This is a genomic window from Streptomyces sp. NPDC017520 (assembly GCF_044329855.1).
GTDB lineage: Bacteria > Actinomycetota > Actinomycetes > Streptomycetales > Streptomycetaceae > Streptomyces.
This window is the reverse complement of record NZ_JBIRKB010000003.1, coordinates 245,306-262,709: the sequence shown is the minus strand read 5'-3', so window position 1 is coordinate 262,709 and position 17,404 is coordinate 245,306. Positions and strand designations below refer to the sequence as shown.

Below are 17,404 nucleotides of genomic sequence, written 5' to 3'. Positions count from 1 at the left end.
CTCGTGCCCCTGCGGGTGTCTGCGCAGGTAGACGTTGCAGTCGGACACGGTGGTCATGTCGCCCGCGTCGTCGAGGTAGATCCCAAATCCGTTGAGCGTTGGGTCAATCTCGGGCGCACGCCTCGCCGCGGCACCGCTCTCAGAGCCGCCGAGACGCTGGGAGAGGACGTGCACGCCCTGTGGCCCCAGCTCAGGCAGGCGCGATCGGCCCGGGCCGTCAGTCCCGAACTCGTCGCGCTGTACGAGCAACGGGCCGACCTGCCGGTGTCCGCCTTCGTCAATCTCCTCACCCAGGCGCGTCGGCAGATCGACGTACTCGTGTACGGAGCCGTCTTCCTTCATGAGGCGTACCCACGACTCAACGACCTGCTGCGGGAGCGAGCTGCGGACGGGTGCGCGATCCGGATCGCGGTGGGGGACGCGGACGATGCCAACGTCCATCAACGGGGCCGGGAGGAGCGCTTCGGCCACGGCATCGAGTCCCGCTGCCGACTCGCGCTCATGCACTACCGCCCCTTGGCGAGCGAACCGGGCATCGAGATCCGTACGCATGGGACGACGCTCTACAACAGCCTGTACCGCGCGGACGACGAGATTCTGGTCAACGCCCACGTCTGGGGCATCAACGCGTACGCCGCGCCTGTGTGGCACCTCCGGAGCAGCGGCAGCGGCAGCGGAGGCATGTTCGGCACGTACGAGGACAGCTTCGAGGCGGTATGGAAGTCCGCACAGCCAGTGGAAGGGTGACTTGATGGCACGGACCGAGTACTACGACGACCCCAACGCACCCAAGCCCAACAGCATGGTCGTCGCGGCCTCCGCCGTCGTCACCGACGATCAGGGACGCATCCTGCTGCAGCGCCGCCGCGACAACGGCCTGTGGGCACTGCCGGGCGGCGGGATGGACCTGGGGGATTCCCTCCCCGGCACCGCTGTGCGCGAGGTCAGGGAGGAGACCGGGCTCGATGTCGAGATCACGGGACTCGTCGGCACGTACACCGACCCTCGGCACATCATCGAGTACAGCAACGGGGAGATCCGGCGGCAGTTCAACGTCTGCTTCACCGCCCGGGTGACCAGCGGCTCCCTGGCCGTCTCCGAGGAGAGCACGGAGGTCCGGTTCGTGGCGCCGGCCGAGCTGGACGTCCTACCCATGCACCACACCCAGCGCCTCCGGCTGCGCCACTTCGCGGAGCACCGCGACCGGCCCTATCTCGGCTGAGCAGCAAGCCGTGCAGTCCGCCTGGTGCTTGGACGCTCACGGGAAGCTCTGAAGATCACGTCGAGGCTTGTCGCGGGTCACCCCGCATGACATGTTCACCGTGCACCCCCACAGTCGATCTGCCGAGGAGATGAAGATGATCGGAACCCTGACCGCCGACGAGCAGATCATGATGGCGATCGTGGCGGTGGCCGCCCTCGGCCTCGCCGTACTCGGCGTCAAGCGGGCCAAGCGCACCGGGCAGCCGGGCGAGGTCGAGTAGCGCCCGACGCCGGCAGGTTCGTCAGTCTCACGGGCGGGCCGTCTCCGATGGCGCGGTCTGCGATGCTGCGGGCATGGCCACAGCCCGCCCCGCCCTTGAGCCGGTGTCGCCCCACCCGCCCCGCGCGCCGATGCCGCCGCTGCTCACGCAGTCCTGGCTGAACCTGGCGTTCCTGCACTGGGCGGTCGACCCGGCGGACGTGGCACCGCTGCTTCCGCCGGGCACGGTGCCGGACACCTTCGACGGGGCAACCTACGTGGGGCTCGTCGCGTTCCGGATGCACCGGGTGGGGTGGGTGGGGCTGCCCGGCATCCCTTATCTGGGGACGTTTCCCGAGACCAACGTCCGGCTGTACTCGGTGGACGAACACGGGCGGCGCGGAGTCGTCTTCCGCTCGCTCGACGCCTCACGGCTCATCCCGGTCGTCGTGGCACGGGTCGCGTTCCGGTTGCCGTACGTGTGGTCCCGGATGGGCGTCGAGAGGTCCGGCGACACCCTCACGTACACGAGCAGCCGCCGCTTCCCCGGTCCGCGCGGTGCGCGGAGCAGGATCGTGCTGCGGACCGGGGAGGCGATCGCGGAGCCGACGCCCCTGGAGCACTTCCTCACCGCCCGGTGGGCCCTGCACACCGGGTTCTTCGGGCGGACCCTGTACCTGCCCAACGTGCATCCCCGGTGGCCGCTGCACCGGGCGGAGCTCCTGGAGTGCGACGAGGACCTGGTGGCGGCGGGCGGGCTGCCCGCTCCGGTCGGGGAGCCGATGAGCGTGCTGTACTCCCCCGGCGTCCCCGTGCGCTTCGGGCCGCAGCCCAGGCCCGTCGCCGGAGGCTGACCGCACGCCCACCCCGCCCCGCCCGCCGATGCGGCACACTGGACGTTTGGCCGCATCCGTGGCCGCACCCCGCAGAAAGGGCCGAAGCGCGTGACCGGACCCCTCATCGTCCAGAGCGACAAGACGCTGCTCCTCGAAGTCGACCACGACCAGGCGGACGCCTGCCGTCGTGCCATCGCGCCGTTCGCGGAGCTGGAGCGTGCGCCCGAGCACATCCACACGTACCGGGTCACCCCGCTCGGGCTGTGGAACGCCCGTGCCGCCGGGCACGACGCCGAGCAGGTCGTCGACGCCCTGGTCGAGTACTCCCGCTACCCCGTGCCGCACGCGCTCCTGGTCGACATCGCCGAGACGATGGCGCGGTACGGGCGGCTCACCCTGTCCAAGCACCCGGTGCACGGGCTCGTGCTCACCAGCACCGACCGGCCCGTGCTGGAGGAGATCCTCCGGTCGAAGAAGGTCCAGCCGCTGGTGGGGGCGCGGATCGACCCGGACACCGTGGCCGTGCACCCCTCCGAGCGGGGGCAGGTCAAGCAGACCCTGCTCAAGCTGGGGTGGCCCGCCGAGGACCTCGCGGGGTACGTCGACGGCGAGGCCCATCCGATCGAGCTGGCGGAGGACGGCTGGTCGCTGCGGCCGTACCAGAAGCAGGCCGTCGAGGGGTTCTGGCACGGCGGGTCGGGCGTTGTGGTGCTGCCTTGTGGGGCCGGGAAGACCCTCGTGGGCGCCGGTGCCATGGCCGAGGCCAAGGCCACCACCCTGATCCTCGTCACCAACACCGTCTCCGCCCGGCAGTGGAAGCACGAGCTGGTGAAGCGGACCTCGCTGACCGAGGACGAGATCGGCGAGTACAGCGGGACACGGAAGGAGATCCGGCCGGTCACCATCGCCACCTACCAGGTGCTGACCACCCGGCGGAAGGGCGTCTACCCGCACCTGGAGCTGTTCGACTCCCGCGACTGGGGCCTGGTCGTCTACGACGAGGTCCACCTGCTGCCCGCGCCCGTCTTCAAGTTCACCGCCGACCTCCAGGCCCGGCGGCGGCTGGGTCTCACGGCGACGCTGGTGCGCGAGGACGGGCGGGAGTCCGACGTGTTCTCGCTCATCGGGCCCAAGCGGTTCGACGCCCCGTGGAAGGAGATCGAGGCGCAGGGTTACATCGCGCCCGCCGACTGCGTGGAGGTACGGGTCAATCTCACCGACTCCGAGCGGCTCGCGTACGCGACCGCCGAGACGGAGGAGAAGTACCGGTTCTGCGCCACCACCGCGACCAAGCGGAAGGTGACCGAGGCGCTGGTGCGCAAGCACCAGGGCGAGCAGACCCTGGTCATCGGCCAGTACATCGACCAGCTCGACGAGCTGGGCGAGCATCTGGACGCCCCCGTGATCAAGGGCGAGACCAGCAACGCCCAGCGGGAGAAGCTCTTCGAGGCGTTCCGCCAGGGCGAGATCAGTGTGCTGGTCGTGTCGAAGGTCGCCAACTTCTCCATCGACCTGCCGGAGGCGACCGTCGCCATCCAGGTCTCCGGGACCTTCGGGTCGCGGCAGGAGGAGGCCCAGCGGCTGGGCCGGGTCCTGCGGCCGAAGGCCGACGGACACGAGGCCCGGTTCTACTCGGTCGTCGCCCGCGACACCATCGACCAGGACTTCGCGGCGCACCGCCAGCGGTTCCTGGCCGAGCAGGGGTACGCGTACCGCATCGTCGACGCGGACGAGCTGCTCGCCGGCAACTGAGGATCCCGGGAGGGGCGGGCGGTCAGCGGCCCCGGCCGGCGACGCCCGCCTCCTCCGCGTACTCCCCCAGGACGACGACGCCGAACGCCGCCGTCACGAACACCTTCACTGCGCGCACCGCGTCGCCGACGCGGTGGGGTCGGTGGTGACCGGTGACCGCGGTCGCGCCGTGCGCGGGGCCGGTCCTGCGTGGGTTCAGAGTGGCTGTGCTCATGTATCCATGGTGCTCCCGTCACCCGTTAGGGCGCGTCGGTCCGCAGAGGGAACCCCGCGGGCGGGCGGGTAGCCCTCCGGTACCGCTCGGGGCGCGCGCGTCCCCTACGGGTACCCCTGGCGTCCCATCCCCCGGGGAGCGCCCGGGAGAGGACCGGCGGGTCCGCGAGGGCCGTATTCCGGTTCGCCGGGGCCCCGCCCTGTGGCTACAATCGCCGGTCTGCCCGCCTCCCGCGCCGTGTCATCGGCCCCGGGAGCGCCGCCGACCGGACGGAAACCGGCCGACACCCAACGGATACGTACCTTCCCAGCGGACCCCGCCGCTCCGCGTGCCGCCCTGGCACCGCAGCGCGTCCGGTCCGCCGTCCTGCGTCGAAGAGCCGGAGGCAACACCGTGCCCGCGCACGTAAGCGAAAGCGATTCCCCACCCGATCCCACCGGCGCCACCGACCCCCTGGCGCATGAGCGCGCCCATCTCGCCGCGTCCCGTGCCGCCCTGCGCGGGATGCGCGAGAACGTGCAGGCCCTCGATATCCGCGACGTCACCGCGAACTGGGTCAACGCCGCCGTGCTCCAGGCCCAGATCGACGACCGCGTCAAGGCGCTCGCCGACCTCTCGCACACCCCGCTGTTCTTCGGCCGCCTCGACTATCTGCACGCCGTCGGCGGCGAGGTCGCCGAGGGCGCGGAGGGCGAGCGGTTCTACATCGGGCGCCGGCACGTCCACGACGCCGTCGGCGACCCCATGGTCATCGACTGGCGTGCGCCGGTCTCCCAGCCGTACTACCAGGCGTCCCGCAAGAACCCCCAGGACGTCGGGCTCCGCCGCCGCTTCGGCTACACCGCAGGCGAGCTGACCGCGTACGAGGACGAGCACCTCACCGACCCGGCGGAGGCCGAGCACACCAGCCGGCTTCTCCAGGCGGAGATCGAGCGGCCTCGCGTCGGCCCGATGCGCGACATCGTCGCCACCATCCAGCCCGAGCAGGACGAGATCGTCCGCAGTGGCCTCGGCGGGACCGTCTGCGTGCAGGGCGGGCCCGGCACCGGGAAGACCGCCGTCGGCCTGCACCGGGTGGCGTACCTGCTGTACGCGCACCGCGAGCGGCTCGCCCGCACCGGCACCCTCGTCATCGGGCCGAACCGTTCCTTCCTGCACTACATCGAGCAGGTCCTCCCCGCCCTGGGCGAGCTGGCGGTGAAGCAGGCCACCGTCGACGACCTGGTGCGCACCGGCGTCGAGGTCCGGGGCGAGGACGAGGCGGCCACCGCCGTCGTCAAGGGCGACGCCCGGATGGCCGAGGTGCTGCGGCGGGCCATCCGCTCGCACGTCACACCGCCCGTCGAGCCCGTCGTCGTGGTGCGCGGGTCCCGGCGCTGGCGCGTGCCCGCGTACGAGGTCCAGGAGATGGTCGACGAGCTGCTGGCCCGCGACATGCGGTACGGGGCCGCGCACGAGGCGCTGCCGCAGCGGATCGCGCACGCCGTGCTCGTACGGATGGAGGAGGCCGGGGAGGCCCCCGACGACCGGGTGCAGAACACCGTGGCCCGCAATCCCGCGGTGAAGGCGGCCGTCAAGGCCGTCTGGCCCGCCGTGGATCCGGCGAAGCTGGTGCTGCGGCTGCTCTCCGACGCGGAGTTCCTGGCCGCCCACGCGGAGGGCCTGCTGACCGAGGACGAGCAGAAGCTGCTGCTGTGGGCGAAGCCCGCCCGCAGTGTGAAGTCCGCGAAGTGGTCGGCGGCCGACGCCGTGCTGATCGACGAGGCGGGGGACCTCGTCGCCCGTACGCACTCGCTCGGCCATGTCGTGCTCGACGAGGCGCAGGACCTCTCCCCCATGCAGTACCGGGCGGTGGGGCGGCGGTGCTCGACCGGTTCGGCGACCGTCCTCGGGGACCTCGCCCAGGGGACGACCCCGTGGTCCACGGAGAGCTGGGGCGAGGCGCTGTTCCACCTGGGGAAGGCGGACGCGGTGGTGGAGGAGCTGACCGCCGGTTTCCGCGTGCCGCGCGAGGTCATCGCGTACGCCTCCCGGCTGCTGCCCGTGATCTCGCCGGGGCTGGCGGCGGTGGAGTCGGTGCGTGAGTCGCCCGGTTCGCTGGTGGTGCGGGAGATCCCGTCCCCGGAGGTGCTGGACGCGGCCACCGTCGCCGCCTGCGAGGAGTCGTTGCGCCACGAGGGGTCGATCGGGCTGATCGCCGCCGACGCCCGGATCCCGGCGCTGGGCGCGGCCCTGACGGCGGCGGGCCACGCGTATCTCTCCCCGGGTGAGGAGACGACCGCCGCGTCCCGGCTGACGCTGGTGCCCGCGTCGCTCGCGAAGGGCCTGGAGTACGACTACGTCGTGCTCGACGAGCCGGCGGCCGTGGTCGAAGGCGAGCCGGACGAGCGGACCGGGCTGCGGCGGCTGTACGTGGCGCTGACCCGTGCGGTCTCCGGGCTCACGGTGCTGCACGCGGCGCCGTTGCCGCAGGCGCTGGTGTAGCGGGACCGCGCCGGGGCGGGACCGCGGTGGCCAGGGTTGTCCACCGTGTCCACCGCGACCCCGCCCCGGCGTCCCTCAGGCGTCCAGCGCCTCGCGCCACTCCCGTACGGCCGCCGCTTCCACCGGGGCCGACCAGCCGCCGGGCCGGGCGGCGCCGCCGATGTGGACGGCGTCGACCCCCGCGGCCCGCAGCCGGGGCAGGTGCCTCAGGTGGAGACCGCCGCCGACCAGGACCTTCGCCCGGTATCCCGGCTCGCCGGTACGGGCCGCCTCGGCCAGGAGCACCGGGATGCCGGCGTCCACCCCGTCCGGCGAGCCCGCCGTGAGGAACGTGTCGAGGCCGGGCAGGTCCGCGAGCTGCTTGCGCAGGGCGTCGCGGTCGGCGGCCCGGTCGATGGCCCGGTGGAACGTCCACCGGCAGCCGTCCAGCTCGGCGACGAGCCGCTCGACGGCGACGAGGTCGGCGTGGCCTTCCCCGTCGAGGAAGCCGAACACGAACTCGTCGGCTCCCGCCTCCCGCATCTCGCGGGCCTTGCCGACCAGTACGTCGACGTCACCGGCGGCGAAGCCGTCCGCCACCCTGAGCATCACGCGCAGCGGGATGTCCACGGCGGACCTGATCGCCGCGAAGGTCTCCCGCGACGGGGTCAGACCGTCGGCGGCCATGTCGGTGACCAGTTCGAGGCGGTCTGCACCACCGGCCTGGGCAGCGACCGCGTCCTCCGCGTCGAGAGCGATCACCTCCAGGACTGCACGGTTGCTCATGGGTCCCCATTCCTCCGATACGCAGCTATAGGTCTAGTCCAATGGCCAGCCTACGGGTCGGTAGACGGGCAGCGCAGCCCTCTATCTGAACGCACGGCCGCGAGGATGCGCGAGCCCGCCCCGCAGACGGGTGACGCGCAACCTCGCGCCCACCGGTGCGGAACGGGCGCACACCGGCGCGGAACGGGCGCATTCGCCACCGCCACCCCTTGCACTTCATAGGGGCGGGGGGTATATATGAGGAGAGAAAGAGATACCCCCTAGGGGTATTTAGACGGCTTCAGGGAGGACCCCGTGTCCGCGCACTCCGCCACCACCGCCCCCGCCGCTGCCGGCTCCACCGCCGACACCGCCGCGGTCGAGCTCGCGATCGGCGGGATGACCTGCGCCTCGTGCGCGGCCCGTATCGAGAAGAAGCTCAACCGGATGGACGGCGTCGAGGCCACGGTGAACTACGCCACCGAGAAGGCGAAGGTCACCTACCTGGGCGCCGACGTGTCCGTCGAGGACCTGATCGCGACCGTCGAGGCCACCGGCTACACGGCCCGGCCACCCGCACCGCCCGCGTCCACCGCCTCCCCCGGGAACAAGAGTACGGACCCGGCGGGCGCGGCGGCGGAGAGCGAGGACGACGGGCTCACCTCCCTGCGCCAGCGCCTGATCACCGCCGTCCTCCTCGCCGTACCGGTGATCGCGATGGCGATGGTCCCGGCCCTCCAGTTCGACTACTGGCAGTGGCTGTCCCTGACGCTGACCGCACCGGTCGTCGTCTACGCCGCCTGGCCCTTCCACCGGGCCGCCTGGACCAACGCGAAGCACGGCGCGGCGACGATGGACACGCTGATCTCCGTCGGCACGTCGGCCGCGTTCCTGTGGTCGTTGTGGGCGCTGTTCTTCGGGACCGCGGGCATGGTCGGGATGACCCACCCCTTCGAGCTGACCATCGCGCGCAGCGACGGCGCCGCGAACATCTACCTGGAGGCCGCGGCCGGGGTGACGGCGTTCATCCTCGCCGGGCGCTATTTCGAGGCACGCTCGAAGCGGAAGGCCGGGGCGGCGCTGAAGGCGCTGATGGAGCTGGGGGCGAAGGAGGTCACCGTCCTGCGCGACGGCGTCGAGACGACGATCCCGACCGCCTCGTTGCAGGTCGGCGACCGTTTCCTGGTCCGTCCCGGGGAGAAGATCGCGACGGACGGGACCGTGGTCGAGGGCGCGTCCGCCGTGGACGCCTCGATGCTGACGGGTGAGTCCGTGCCCGTCGAGGTCACCGTCGGCGACACCGTCACGGGAGCCACCCTCAACGCCGGAGGCCGCCTCGTCGTCGAAGCCACCCGCGTCGGCTCCGACACCCAGCTCGCCCGCATGGCCCGCCTCGTCGAGGACGCCCAGAACGGCAAGGCCTCCGCACAACGCCTCGCCGACCGCATCTCCGCCGTCTTCGTCCCCATCGTCATCGCCCTCGCCCTGGGCACCCTCGGCTTCTGGCTCGGCAACGACGCCGGACTGACCGCCGCCTTCACCGCCGCCGTCGCCGTCCTCATCATCGCCTGCCCGTGCGCCCTCGGCCTCGCCACACCCACCGCCCTCATGGTCGGCACCGGCCGCGGCGCCCAGCTCGGCATCCTCATCAAGGGCCCCGAAGTCCTGGAGACCACCCGCCGCGTCGACACCATCGTCCTCGACAAGACCGGCACCGTCACCACCGGCCGCATGACCCTCCAGACCACCCACACCACCGGCACCACCACCGAGGCCGAAGTCCTGCGGCTGGCCGGAGCCCTGGAGAACGCCTCCGAACACCCCATCGCCCAGGCCGTCGCCACCGCGGCCACCGGCGCCACCGGCCCCCTCCCCACCCCCGAGGACTTCCAGAACGTCCCCGGACTCGGCGTCCAGGGCGTCGTCGAGGGCCACGCCGTCCTCGTCGGGCGCGAACAGCTCCTGGCCGAGTGGGAGATCCGTCTCCCCGACCACCTCGCCGAGGCGAAGAAGGCCGCGGAGGCCGCCGGCCGCACCGCGATCACCGTCGCCTGGGACGGCGAGGCACGCGCGGTGCTGGAGGTCGCCGACGCGGTGAAGGACACCAGCGCCGAGGCCGTCCGCCGGCTCCGCGCCCTCGGGCTGACCCCGATCCTCCTCACCGGTGACAACCGGGCCGTGGCGGAGTCGGTCGCGGCCGAGGTGGGCATCGACGAGGTGTACGCGGAGGTCATGCCGCAGGACAAGGTCGACGTGGTCAAGCGCCTCCAGGCCGAGGGCCGTTCGGTCGCGATGGTCGGGGACGGGGTCAACGACGCCGCGGCCCTCGCCCAGGCCGACCTCGGCCTCGCGATGGGCACCGGCACCGACGCCGCCATCGAGGCCGGCGACCTCACCCTCGTCCGCGGCGACCTCAACGCCGCCGCCGACGCGATCCGCCTCTCCCGCCGCACCCTCTCCACCATCCGCACCAACCTCTTCTGGGCGTTCGCCTACAACGTCGGCGCTCTCCCGCTGGCCGCCGCCGGGCTCCTCAACCCGATGATCGCCGGAGCGGCGATGGCCTTCTCCTCCGTCTTCGTGGTCGGCAACTCCCTGCGACTGCGCACCTTCAAGGGCGCGTGAGGCCCGAGGCGGCACGGCACCTGAGCGCGGCGGGACCTTCGGGACCCGCCGCGCTCACGCTCGTACGAAACGCAGCCGGGTTCCCGGGACCGCCTGCGCCGCCGCGGCGAGGGCCCCTTCGGGGACGACGCCGACGACCGGATAGCCGCCGGTCGTCGGATGGTCGTTGAGGAAGACGACGGGCCGGCCGTCCGGCGGCACCTGGACCGCGCCCAGGACCATGCCCTCGCTCGGCAGTTCCCCCGTACGGGACCGCTCCAGCGCCGGGCCGTCCGTGCGCAGCCCGATGCGGTTGCTGTGCGGGGAGACCCGGTAGGAGGCGGTGAGGAACGTACGGTGCGCGGCCCCGGTGAACCAGTCGTGGCGGGGCCCGGGATGGACCGGGAGCACCAGCTCGGCCGGGGCCCCGGGCCAGGGGACGGGACCGGCGGGCGGCGGCGGACCGCCCGACGCCGGATCGCCCAGCGGGAGCACGTCGCCCTCGCTCAGCGGGGCGGGCCCGAGCCCCGAGAGGAGGTCCGCCGAGCGGCTGCCCAGCACCGGCTCCGGCACCAGCCCGCCCGCGAACGCCAGGTAGCCGCGGAGACCGTCGACGGCGGGGCCCGCGTCCAGCACCGCGCCCGCCGGCACCCGCACCGGCGCTCCCCACGCCACCGGCCGCCCGTCGACCGTCACCCCGCAGCCCGCCCCGCCGACGACGGCCACGACCGGCCGGTCCGGGCGGACCGCGCACCCGGTGAGCGTGGTCTCCAGGACGGCGGCGTCCGGCGGGTTGCCCACCAGCCGGTTGGCCAGCCGGGCGGCGGGCGCGTCCAGCGCCCCGGCGCGCCCGACCCCGAGGTGCGCCCAGCCGGGCCGGCCCGCGTCCTGCACGGTGGTCAGCGCCCCGGCCCGGACGACGTACAGCCGCAAGCCGGCGGGCGGCGTCACGCGCCCACCGGGAGGTCGCCCATCGGGAGGTCGCCCACCGAGGAGTCGCCCGCCGGGGAAGCGCCCACCGGGGAGTCGCCCGCCGGGGAAGCGCTCGCCGGGAGGTCGCCCGCCGGGGAAGCCCCCACCCGAGAGTCGCCCGCCGGGGAAGCGCCCACCGCCCGGGGAGCGGGCGGCGCTTCCGCCCTCACCGGCACGAATCTGACCGGCGTTCCCGGCGCGAGCAGCGCCGCCGGTTCCCGGGCCGGGTCCCACAGGGCCCCCGGGTCCGGCATCCGCCCGATGAGTTGCCAGCCGCCGGGCGACGGGCGCGGGTACACCCCGGTGTAGGGCCCGGCGAGGGCCACCGCTCCGGCCGGGACCCGGGTGCGCGGGGTCGTGCGCCGGGGCACGTGCAACGGCTCGGGCAGCCCGGTGAGATAGCCGAACCCGGGGGCGAACCCGCAGAACGCCACCCGGAACGCGGTACGGGAGTGCAGGGCGGCCACCTCCCCGGCCGGGACGCCCCAGAGCGCGGCGACCTCGCCCAGGTCGGGGCCGTCGTAGACGACGGGGATCTCCACCGGGGCGCGCTCCTCGTGCTGCGGCGGCGCCACCCGCCACGAGGCGAGGTCCCGGGCGAAACGGTCCCGCGCGCCGGGCGTGCGCCCCCCGGCACCGGCCCCGATCCCCGCCCTGATCCCCGCCCCGGCCCCGGGCCCGGCCCCGCCCCCGTCGAAGATCCCGTCGATCAGGACGGTGCGGGCGGCCGGGACGATCTCGCGTACGGCGGGGAGTTCACCGCGCTCGCGGCGGCGGAGCAGCTCGGCGTGGAAGGCCTCGGCGTGCTCGCCGTCGGCCAGCTCGACGAGGAGCGCGTGCGGCCCGGCGGGAAGGACCCGTACCGGTGCGGAGCCGGCGCGGGCGGTCGGGCGGGGGCTGGGGACGCTGCTCGCGCTGTGGGCGCCTCCGGCGGCGTTGCGGGCGTCGCGCGGGCCGGGGGCGCTCACGTGAACGCCCGTACCTCGACGCCCGCTTCCTCCAGCGCGGCCCGCACCCGGCGGGCGAGGGCCGCCGCGCCCGGGGTGTCCCCGTGGACGCAGAGCGAGCGCGCCGAGACGGGGATCCGGCTGCCGTCCGCCCCGGTCACCGCCCGCTCGACGGCCATGCCGACGCTCCGGCGTACGACGTCGTCCGGGTCGTGCACCACCGCGCCCGGCTCACCGCGCGGGACGAGGGTGCCCCGCGGGGTGTACGCGCGGTCGGCGAAGGCCTCCTGGACGGCGGGCAGTCCGGCCTCGGCCGCACGGTCGAGCAGCCGCGATCCGGGCAGTCCGAGCACGGCCAGGTCTCCGCCCGCGAGCCGGACGCCCGCGACGACGGCGGCGGCCTGGTCGTCGTCCCAGACCGCCCGGTTGTAGAGCGCGCCGTGCGGCTTGACGTACGAGACGGTGGACCCGGCGGCCTCCGCGAAGACCCGCAGCGCGCCTATCTGGTACGCGATCTCGGCGGTCAGCTCGGCGGGCGGCACGTCCATGGACCGGCGCCCGAAGCCGGCCAGGTCCCGGTAGGAGACCTGCGCCCCGATCCTTACCCCGCCGGCCGCCGCCGCGTCGCAGACCCGCCGCATCACGGAGGCGTCGCCCGCGTGGAAGCCGCAGGCCACGTTGGCGCTCGTGACACAGGCGAGGAGCGCGTCGTCGTCGGTCAGGGTCCAGTTGCCGAAGCCCTCGCCGAGATCCGCGTTGAGATCCATCATCACGGGCGCACGGTAATGACAGTCCAGCGGGGCGACAAGGGGCGGTCCGGAGGCCGGACGGGCGGTCGGAGGCCGGGCTTGCGGTCGGAGGCCGGGCTTGCGGCCCGAAGGCCGGACGGGCGGTCCCGCACCGTCCTGGAGCCGCCCGCCCTGGAGTCCCTAGAGTCGTCCCATGACGGACAGCCCCCGCCCGCACGACGCCACGTCCCACGACGCCGGCCCCAGCGGCACCGGCCCCAGCGGCACCGGCCCCGACGAGGTCTCGCACTCCGAGGCCTCTTCCCAGGACGCCAACCTTCGCGACGCCGGCCTCCGCGACGCCGGCCTCCGCGACCGGTGGCACGACACGCTGCTCGCCGCGCGCGCCGGGGCGGACGGCCCCGATCCGCTGCCGTACGCCGAGAACCTCCTCGCCCGCTGGTCCGAGCCGCAGCGCCGCTACCACACGACGGCCCACCTGGCCGCCGTCCTGGACGGCGTCGACACCCTCGCCGGGCACGCCGACGACGTGCACGCGGTACGCCTCGCGGCCTGGTTCCACGACGCGGTGTACCGGCCCGACCGGACGGAGAACGAGGAGCGCAGCGCCGCCCTCGCCGAGCGGGCGCTGGCCGAGGCGGGGGTGCCGGAGACGGTGGTGGCGGAGGTCGCCCGGCTGGTCCGCCTCACCGTCACGCACGACCCGGCGGACGGCGACCGCAACGGCGAGGCGCTGTGCGACGCCGACCTCGCGGTCCTGGCGGGCGGCCCGCAGGAGTACGGGGCGTACGCGGCCCGGGTCCGGGAGGAGTACGGCTTCGTCCCGGACGGGGCGTTCCGGGAGGGCCGGGCGGCGGTGCTGCGGCAACTCCTCGACCTGCCGCGACTGTTCCGTACCCCGCACGGCGCGGCCGCGTGGGAGGCGCGGGCCCGGCACAACCTGGCGACGGAGCTGGAGCTGCTGACATCGTCCGGCGCCGGCTGACCATGAGTCCCCCGCCGACCGATGACGACCGACCAGTAACGATCGCCTGGTGACGACCGACCGATGGCGATCGACCGGTGACGACCGACCGGTGACGACCGACCGGTGAATGTTCCGGTTCGTTCACGGTGTCGTCCCGGTCGCGCCCTGGCCCGGCCCGTGAAGCCCGGCGACCGCTAACGTCTCGCATCGCAGATGCACACACCACTCCACGGGGGTACAGCGACATGTCCAAGAGATTCGGCACGACGGTCGGCAGATCTTCCCGCCGGCGCATACTGCGACTGGCCGGCGGCGGGATCACGATGGCAGCGCTCGGAGCCGGGCTGACCGGTTGCGAGGACGAGCTCGCGACGGGCGGCGAAGGCAGCACACCGCCACCGCGCAGCGCCTCCCCCGAGGACGGGAAGGCGACCGAGGACGGCAAGGCCCCCGAGCCGCTGTGGACGAAGTCGACGTCGGCGCAGACCTACGGGGACAACGACGAGCTCGTGGCCGTGGACGGCGTGGTGATCGCGAGCGGCGATCCGCTGGCCGCCTTCGACGGCGCGACCGGCGAGGAGCGGTGGTCGCTGCCGGACGGCGCGGTGCCCGGGGCGCCGCTGCTGCTCGGCGACGGCACCCTGTACCTGGAGAGCGGCAAGTACGACGGCAGCGTCGCCGGCTACGTCCCGGGGTCCGGCAAGGAGGCCTGGCGCAGCCGCCTCGGCAAGGAGTACCGGCAGCCGAGGCCGGTCGCGGTGGACGCGGAGCAGGTGTACGTCATCGCCGAGATCCTGGAGCCCGACGGTTCGTCCCACACCAATGTGATCGCCGCGCTGAACAGCGGCACGGGCAAGGTCGCCTGGAAGGAACAGCGCGACCTCGGCACCCAGCAGAACGGCGTCCACGCCGCCGTACAGGGTCGCTATCTCGTCTACACCGACTTCAAGAACAACCTCACGGTCCGCGACACCGCCACCGGCAAGCAGGTGTGGACACAGAAGACGACGAAGACGAGCTACGGGCCGTTCGTCGTCCACCAGGATCTGGTGATCGTCCCGCAGGGGCAGCGGCTCCAAGCCTTCGCGCTGTCCGACGGGTCCGAGAAGTGGTCCGTGCGGGCCGAGGAGTTCACCACCTTCCGGGAGCCGACCCTCCTGGAGGACGTGCTCTACATCGCGGACAGCGGCCGGACGCTGTGGGCCGTCGAGCCGGGGAGCGGCAAGAAGATCTGGCAGTCCACGTCCCTCAAGGACGCGGGCGGGCAGGTGCCCCGGCAGTTCGTCAAGGTGGGCGGCACCCTCTACGGGGCCACCGACCTCGACAAGCAGGGCGGCGTCCACGCCTTCGACGCGAAGGCCGGCGGCCTGCGCTGGACGTTCAACGACAAGTCCGGCGACTACCACGCCTGGCTGGTGGCCACCGACGGCAAGCGTGTCTTCGCCCTGCACGGCAAGAAGCTGCACGCCCTTCCCGCGTAAGCCGCACGCGCACGCCCTTCCCGCGTAAGCCGCACGCGCACGCCCTTCCCGCGTGAGCCGCACGCCCTTCCCGCGTGACGCGGGTGTGAAGCGCGTGTGAACAGGCGCGTCCTCGTCCGACGCCGGGAATGCGCAAGCGTTCTCCGGCGTTGGGACGAGTCATGCCCGACTCTCCCTCCCGCCGCGCACCCATGCCCCTGGCCGTATACATTCTCGGCCTCTCGGTCTTCGCACTCGGCACCAGCGAGTTCATGCTGTCGGGCCTGCTCCCGCCCATCGCCGACGACATGAACGTGTCGATCCCGCAGGCCGGGCTCCTCATATCCGCGTTCGCGATCGGCATGGTGGTCGGCGCCCCGCTGCTGGCCGTCGCCACGCTCCGGCTGCCGCGCCGCACCACACTGATCGCGCTGATCTCGGTGTTCGGCCTCGGCCAGATCGCCGGGGCGCTGGCCCCGACGTACGAGATCCTCTTCGTCTCCCGGGTGGTGAGCGCGCTCGCCTGCGCGGGTTTCTGGGCGGTCGGCGCGGCCGTGGCCATCGCGATGGTCCCGGTGAACTCGCGGGCGCGGGCCATGGCCGTGATGATCGGCGGCCTGTCCGTGGCGAACGTGCTGGGCGTGCCGCTGGGGGCCTTCCTCGGCGAGCACCTCGGCTGGCGTTCGGCGTTCTGGGCGGTCGGCGCGGCCTCGGCGGTGGCCCTGGTCGGCGTCGCCACGCGCATCCCGTACATCCCGCTGCCCGAGAAGAAGCCGGAGCTGAAGCGGGAGCTGGCGATCTACCGGGACCGGCAGGTCTGGCTGGCCATCGTGATCACCGCGCTCGCGGCGGGCGGGGTGTTCTGCGCGTTCAGCTACCTGGCGCCGCTGCTCACGGACGTGGCGGGCCTCGACTCGGGCTGGGTGCCGTGGATCCTCGGCCTGTTCGGTGCGGGCGCGCTGATCGGCACGATGATCGGCGGCCGGGTCGCGGACGCGCACCTCTTCGGGGTGCTGCTGAGCGGCATCACGGCGTCCACGGTGTTCCTGGTGGCGCTGGCCCTCTTCGCCTCCAGCCAGGTCGCGGTCATCGCGCTGGCGTTCCTGCTGGGCCTGTCCGCCTTCTTCACGGCCCCCGCGCTGAACGCCCGGATGTTCAACGTGGCCGGAGCCGCCCCGACGCTGGCCGGGGCCACCACGACGGCGGCGTTCAACCTGGGCAACACGAGCGGCCCGTGGCTCGGCGGCACGGTGATCGACCTTGACTTCGGCTTCGCGTCCACGGCGTGGGCGGGCGCGGCGATGACCGCCCTGGCCCTGGCGGCGGTGGGGGTGGCGATGCACCTCCAGCGCGGCGGCGGCGAGGGCGGCCGGTCGCGTTCGCGGCTGATCGCGAAAAACGCGGCGGCCCCTGGGACCCCTAAGGACGACCGCCCGGCGCCGGCCTCCCCTTCGGCCTCCTCAGTCCCGCATCCGTCAGGCGCCTGACCAGCTCCTTCGAACCGATCTCCCGCGCCCCGGCCCGCACCGCGTCCGCGTAGTGCGCCTGCGGCACGTCGTAGTGGTCGCGTTCGAAGGCGCGCGGTGGGCAGCCGATCGTGGCGGCGAAGGCGTGCAGCTCCTCGAACGACACATCGCTGACCAGGTGCGACCAGAGGCGGCCGTGTCCGGGCCAGGTGGGCGGGTCGATGTAGAGCGTCACCGCCGCGGCACCTCGGCCAGCGCCCCCACGGGCGCCACCGCCACGGCAGCCTTGGTGCACACCCAGTGCGGGTCGGGCCCGAGCTCCGGCTCCACGTCCAGTGCGTGCGGCTCCTCCTCCTCCGAGCACGCGGGGCACAGCGGCCACCGCCCGTACCGCTCCAGCAGCGCGTCCTGCACGTCCTGGGCGACGAGACCGGCCACGAACTCCGCCCCCTCGGGCCACTGCTCCACCCACCAGCGGCGATGCGTCACCGCGTCCTCGACCAGCGAGACGACGTCCGCCTCGGCGACGCCGCCCGCCGCCAGGTCGGCCACGACGAGCGCGCGGGCGGTGTGCAGGGCCTGCTCCAGGCGGTTCAACTCCATGTCCCCATTGTGCGCCCGCGCGCGAAAGGCCCCGGCCGGGGTGCCGCCCCGGCCGGGGCGGCCCTGGCGGCACCGCGGGAGCCGGTGGCGGCCCTGCCAGAGGTAAGGACCAAAGAGGGGTTGACGGACCCCGGGGTTGAAAAT

At 73.5% G+C, this 17,404-nt stretch carries 17 protein-coding genes; 10 read left to right on the top strand and 7 right to left on the bottom strand.

Annotated elements, in window-relative coordinates; all coding sequences use genetic code 11:
- Positions 1-9: 9 nt before the first annotated feature.
- The 5 genes from ACH4KB_RS09005 to ACH4KB_RS08985 all read left to right on the top strand — a co-directional run bounded on the left by ACH4KB_RS09005 (position 10) and on the right by ACH4KB_RS08985 (position 4,050).
- Complete coding sequence (locus tag ACH4KB_RS09005) at positions 10-747, top strand: XRE family transcriptional regulator (RefSeq protein ID WP_398065617.1); 738 nt, start codon at positions 10-12, stop codon at positions 745-747.
- Positions 748-751: 4 nt separating this feature from the next.
- Complete coding sequence (locus ACH4KB_RS09000) at positions 752-1,222, top strand: NUDIX domain-containing protein (RefSeq protein WP_398065106.1); 471 nt, start codon at positions 752-754, stop codon at positions 1,220-1,222.
- Positions 1,223-1,358: 136 nt separating this feature from the next.
- Positions 1,359-1,484 carry a hypothetical protein gene (locus ACH4KB_RS08995; RefSeq protein WP_398065104.1) on the top strand — a complete coding sequence of 42 codons (126 nt, stop codon included), beginning with the start codon at positions 1,359-1,361 and terminating at the stop codon, positions 1,482-1,484.
- A 73-nt stretch (positions 1,485-1,557) separates the two neighbouring features.
- Positions 1,558-2,316, top strand: coding sequence for a YqjF family protein (locus tag ACH4KB_RS08990; protein WP_398065102.1), 759 nt, complete (start codon positions 1,558-1,560; stop codon positions 2,314-2,316).
- A 90-nt stretch (positions 2,317-2,406) separates the two neighbouring features.
- On the top strand, positions 2,407-4,050 hold the full coding sequence (locus tag ACH4KB_RS08985) for a DNA repair helicase XPB (RefSeq protein ID WP_329157923.1): 1,644 nt from the start codon (positions 2,407-2,409) through the stop codon (positions 4,048-4,050).
- Positions 4,051-4,072: 22 nt separating this feature from the next.
- On the opposite strand, the gene ACH4KB_RS08980 is transcribed toward ACH4KB_RS08985, so the two are convergent.
- The gene (locus tag ACH4KB_RS08980; RefSeq protein ID WP_361875744.1) at positions 4,073-4,264 is read right to left on the bottom strand and encodes a hypothetical protein; all 192 of its coding nucleotides are present in this window, start codon (positions 4,262-4,264) and stop codon (positions 4,073-4,075) included.
- A 393-nt stretch (positions 4,265-4,657) separates the two neighbouring features.
- Between ACH4KB_RS08980 and ACH4KB_RS08975 the strand changes: the two genes are divergently transcribed.
- The gene (locus tag ACH4KB_RS08975) at positions 4,658-6,748 is read left to right on the top strand and encodes a HelD family protein (RefSeq protein ID WP_398065099.1); all 2,091 of its coding nucleotides are present in this window, start codon (positions 4,658-4,660) and stop codon (positions 6,746-6,748) included.
- 75 nt (positions 6,749-6,823) lie between these two features.
- On the opposite strand, the gene ACH4KB_RS08970 is transcribed toward ACH4KB_RS08975, so the two are convergent.
- A complete protein-coding gene (locus ACH4KB_RS08970) occupies positions 6,824-7,513 on the bottom strand; it encodes a copper homeostasis protein CutC (protein WP_398065097.1) in 690 nt (229 codons plus the stop codon).
- A 294-nt stretch (positions 7,514-7,807) separates the two neighbouring features.
- On the opposite strand from ACH4KB_RS08970, the gene ACH4KB_RS08965 reads away from it, so the two are divergent.
- On the top strand, positions 7,808-10,117 hold the full coding sequence (locus ACH4KB_RS08965) for a heavy metal translocating P-type ATPase (protein ID WP_398065095.1): 2,310 nt from the start codon (positions 7,808-7,810) through the stop codon (positions 10,115-10,117).
- Between the two features lie 54 nt (positions 10,118-10,171).
- Here the strand turns inward: ACH4KB_RS08965 and ACH4KB_RS08960 are convergent, their stop codons facing one another.
- From ACH4KB_RS08960 to ACH4KB_RS08950, 3 genes are all read right to left on the bottom strand, one after another.
- Positions 10,172-11,047 (bottom strand): biotin-dependent carboxyltransferase family protein, encoded by an 876-nt coding sequence (locus ACH4KB_RS08960; protein ID WP_398065093.1) that lies wholly within the window; start codon positions 11,045-11,047, stop codon positions 10,172-10,174.
- On the bottom strand, positions 11,044-11,889 hold the full coding sequence (locus ACH4KB_RS08955; RefSeq protein ID WP_398065616.1) for an allophanate hydrolase subunit 1: 846 nt from the start codon (positions 11,887-11,889) through the stop codon (positions 11,044-11,046). The genes ACH4KB_RS08960 and ACH4KB_RS08955 overlap by 4 nt, the downstream gene beginning before the upstream one ends.
- A gap of 143 nt (positions 11,890-12,032) precedes the next feature.
- Positions 12,033-12,782, bottom strand: coding sequence for a LamB/YcsF family protein (locus ACH4KB_RS08950; RefSeq protein WP_398065615.1), 750 nt, complete (start codon positions 12,780-12,782; stop codon positions 12,033-12,035).
- 175 nt (positions 12,783-12,957) lie between these two features.
- On the opposite strand from ACH4KB_RS08950, the gene ACH4KB_RS08945 reads away from it, so the two are divergent.
- The 3 genes from ACH4KB_RS08945 (at position 12,958) to ACH4KB_RS08935 (ending at position 16,678) form a co-directional block, all read left to right on the top strand.
- A complete protein-coding gene (locus ACH4KB_RS08945; protein ID WP_398065091.1) occupies positions 12,958-13,749 on the top strand; it encodes a hypothetical protein in 792 nt (263 codons plus the stop codon).
- A gap of 227 nt (positions 13,750-13,976) precedes the next feature.
- Complete coding sequence (locus tag ACH4KB_RS08940) at positions 13,977-15,212, top strand: PQQ-binding-like beta-propeller repeat protein (RefSeq protein WP_398065089.1); 1,236 nt, start codon at positions 13,977-13,979, stop codon at positions 15,210-15,212.
- Between the two features lie 191 nt (positions 15,213-15,403).
- Positions 15,404-16,678, top strand: coding sequence for a Cmx/CmrA family chloramphenicol efflux MFS transporter (locus ACH4KB_RS08935; protein ID WP_398065614.1), 1,275 nt, complete (start codon positions 15,404-15,406; stop codon positions 16,676-16,678).
- Here ACH4KB_RS08935 and ACH4KB_RS08930 read toward each other — a convergent pair.
- Both ACH4KB_RS08930 and ACH4KB_RS08925 read right to left on the bottom strand, forming a co-directional pair.
- The gene (locus ACH4KB_RS08930; protein ID WP_398065088.1) at positions 16,611-16,892 is read right to left on the bottom strand and encodes a DUF4031 domain-containing protein; all 282 of its coding nucleotides are present in this window, start codon (positions 16,890-16,892) and stop codon (positions 16,611-16,613) included. The two genes, ACH4KB_RS08935 and ACH4KB_RS08930, sit on opposite strands and share 68 nt — an antisense overlap.
- Positions 16,889-17,260: a hypothetical protein gene (locus ACH4KB_RS08925; protein WP_398065086.1), complete on the bottom strand. Its 372-nt coding sequence runs from the start codon at positions 17,258-17,260 to the stop codon at positions 16,889-16,891. The genes ACH4KB_RS08930 and ACH4KB_RS08925 overlap by 4 nt, the downstream gene beginning before the upstream one ends.
- Positions 17,261-17,404: the final 144 nt, after the last annotated feature.

What these genes read in the sequence shown, in the direction of transcription:
- ACH4KB_RS08950 (WP_398065615.1), bottom strand. Translation starts at nt 12,782, where the DNA reads ATGGATCTCAACGCGGATCTCGGCGAGGGCTTCGGCAACTGGACCCTG.
- ACH4KB_RS08940 (WP_398065089.1), top strand. Translation starts at nt 13,977, where the DNA reads ATGTCCAAGAGATTCGGCACGACGGTCGGCAGATCTTCCCGCCGGCGC.
- ACH4KB_RS08980 (WP_361875744.1), bottom strand. Translation starts at nt 4,264, where the DNA reads ATGAGCACAGCCACTCTGAACCCACGCAGGACCGGCCCCGCGCACGGC.
- ACH4KB_RS08995 (WP_398065104.1), top strand. Translation starts at nt 1,359, where the DNA reads ATGATCGGAACCCTGACCGCCGACGAGCAGATCATGATGGCGATCGTG.
- ACH4KB_RS08925 (WP_398065086.1), bottom strand. Translation starts at nt 17,260, where the DNA reads ATGGAGTTGAACCGCCTGGAGCAGGCCCTGCACACCGCCCGCGCGCTC.
- ACH4KB_RS08945 (WP_398065091.1), top strand. Translation starts at nt 12,958, where the DNA reads ATGACGGACAGCCCCCGCCCGCACGACGCCACGTCCCACGACGCCGGC.
- ACH4KB_RS08935 (WP_398065614.1), top strand. Translation starts at nt 15,404, where the DNA reads ATGCCCCTGGCCGTATACATTCTCGGCCTCTCGGTCTTCGCACTCGGC.
- ACH4KB_RS09000 (WP_398065106.1), top strand. Translation starts at nt 752, where the DNA reads ATGGCACGGACCGAGTACTACGACGACCCCAACGCACCCAAGCCCAAC.
- ACH4KB_RS08970 (WP_398065097.1), bottom strand. Translation starts at nt 7,513, where the DNA reads ATGAGCAACCGTGCAGTCCTGGAGGTGATCGCTCTCGACGCGGAGGAC.
- ACH4KB_RS08990 (WP_398065102.1), top strand. Translation starts at nt 1,558, where the DNA reads ATGGCCACAGCCCGCCCCGCCCTTGAGCCGGTGTCGCCCCACCCGCCC.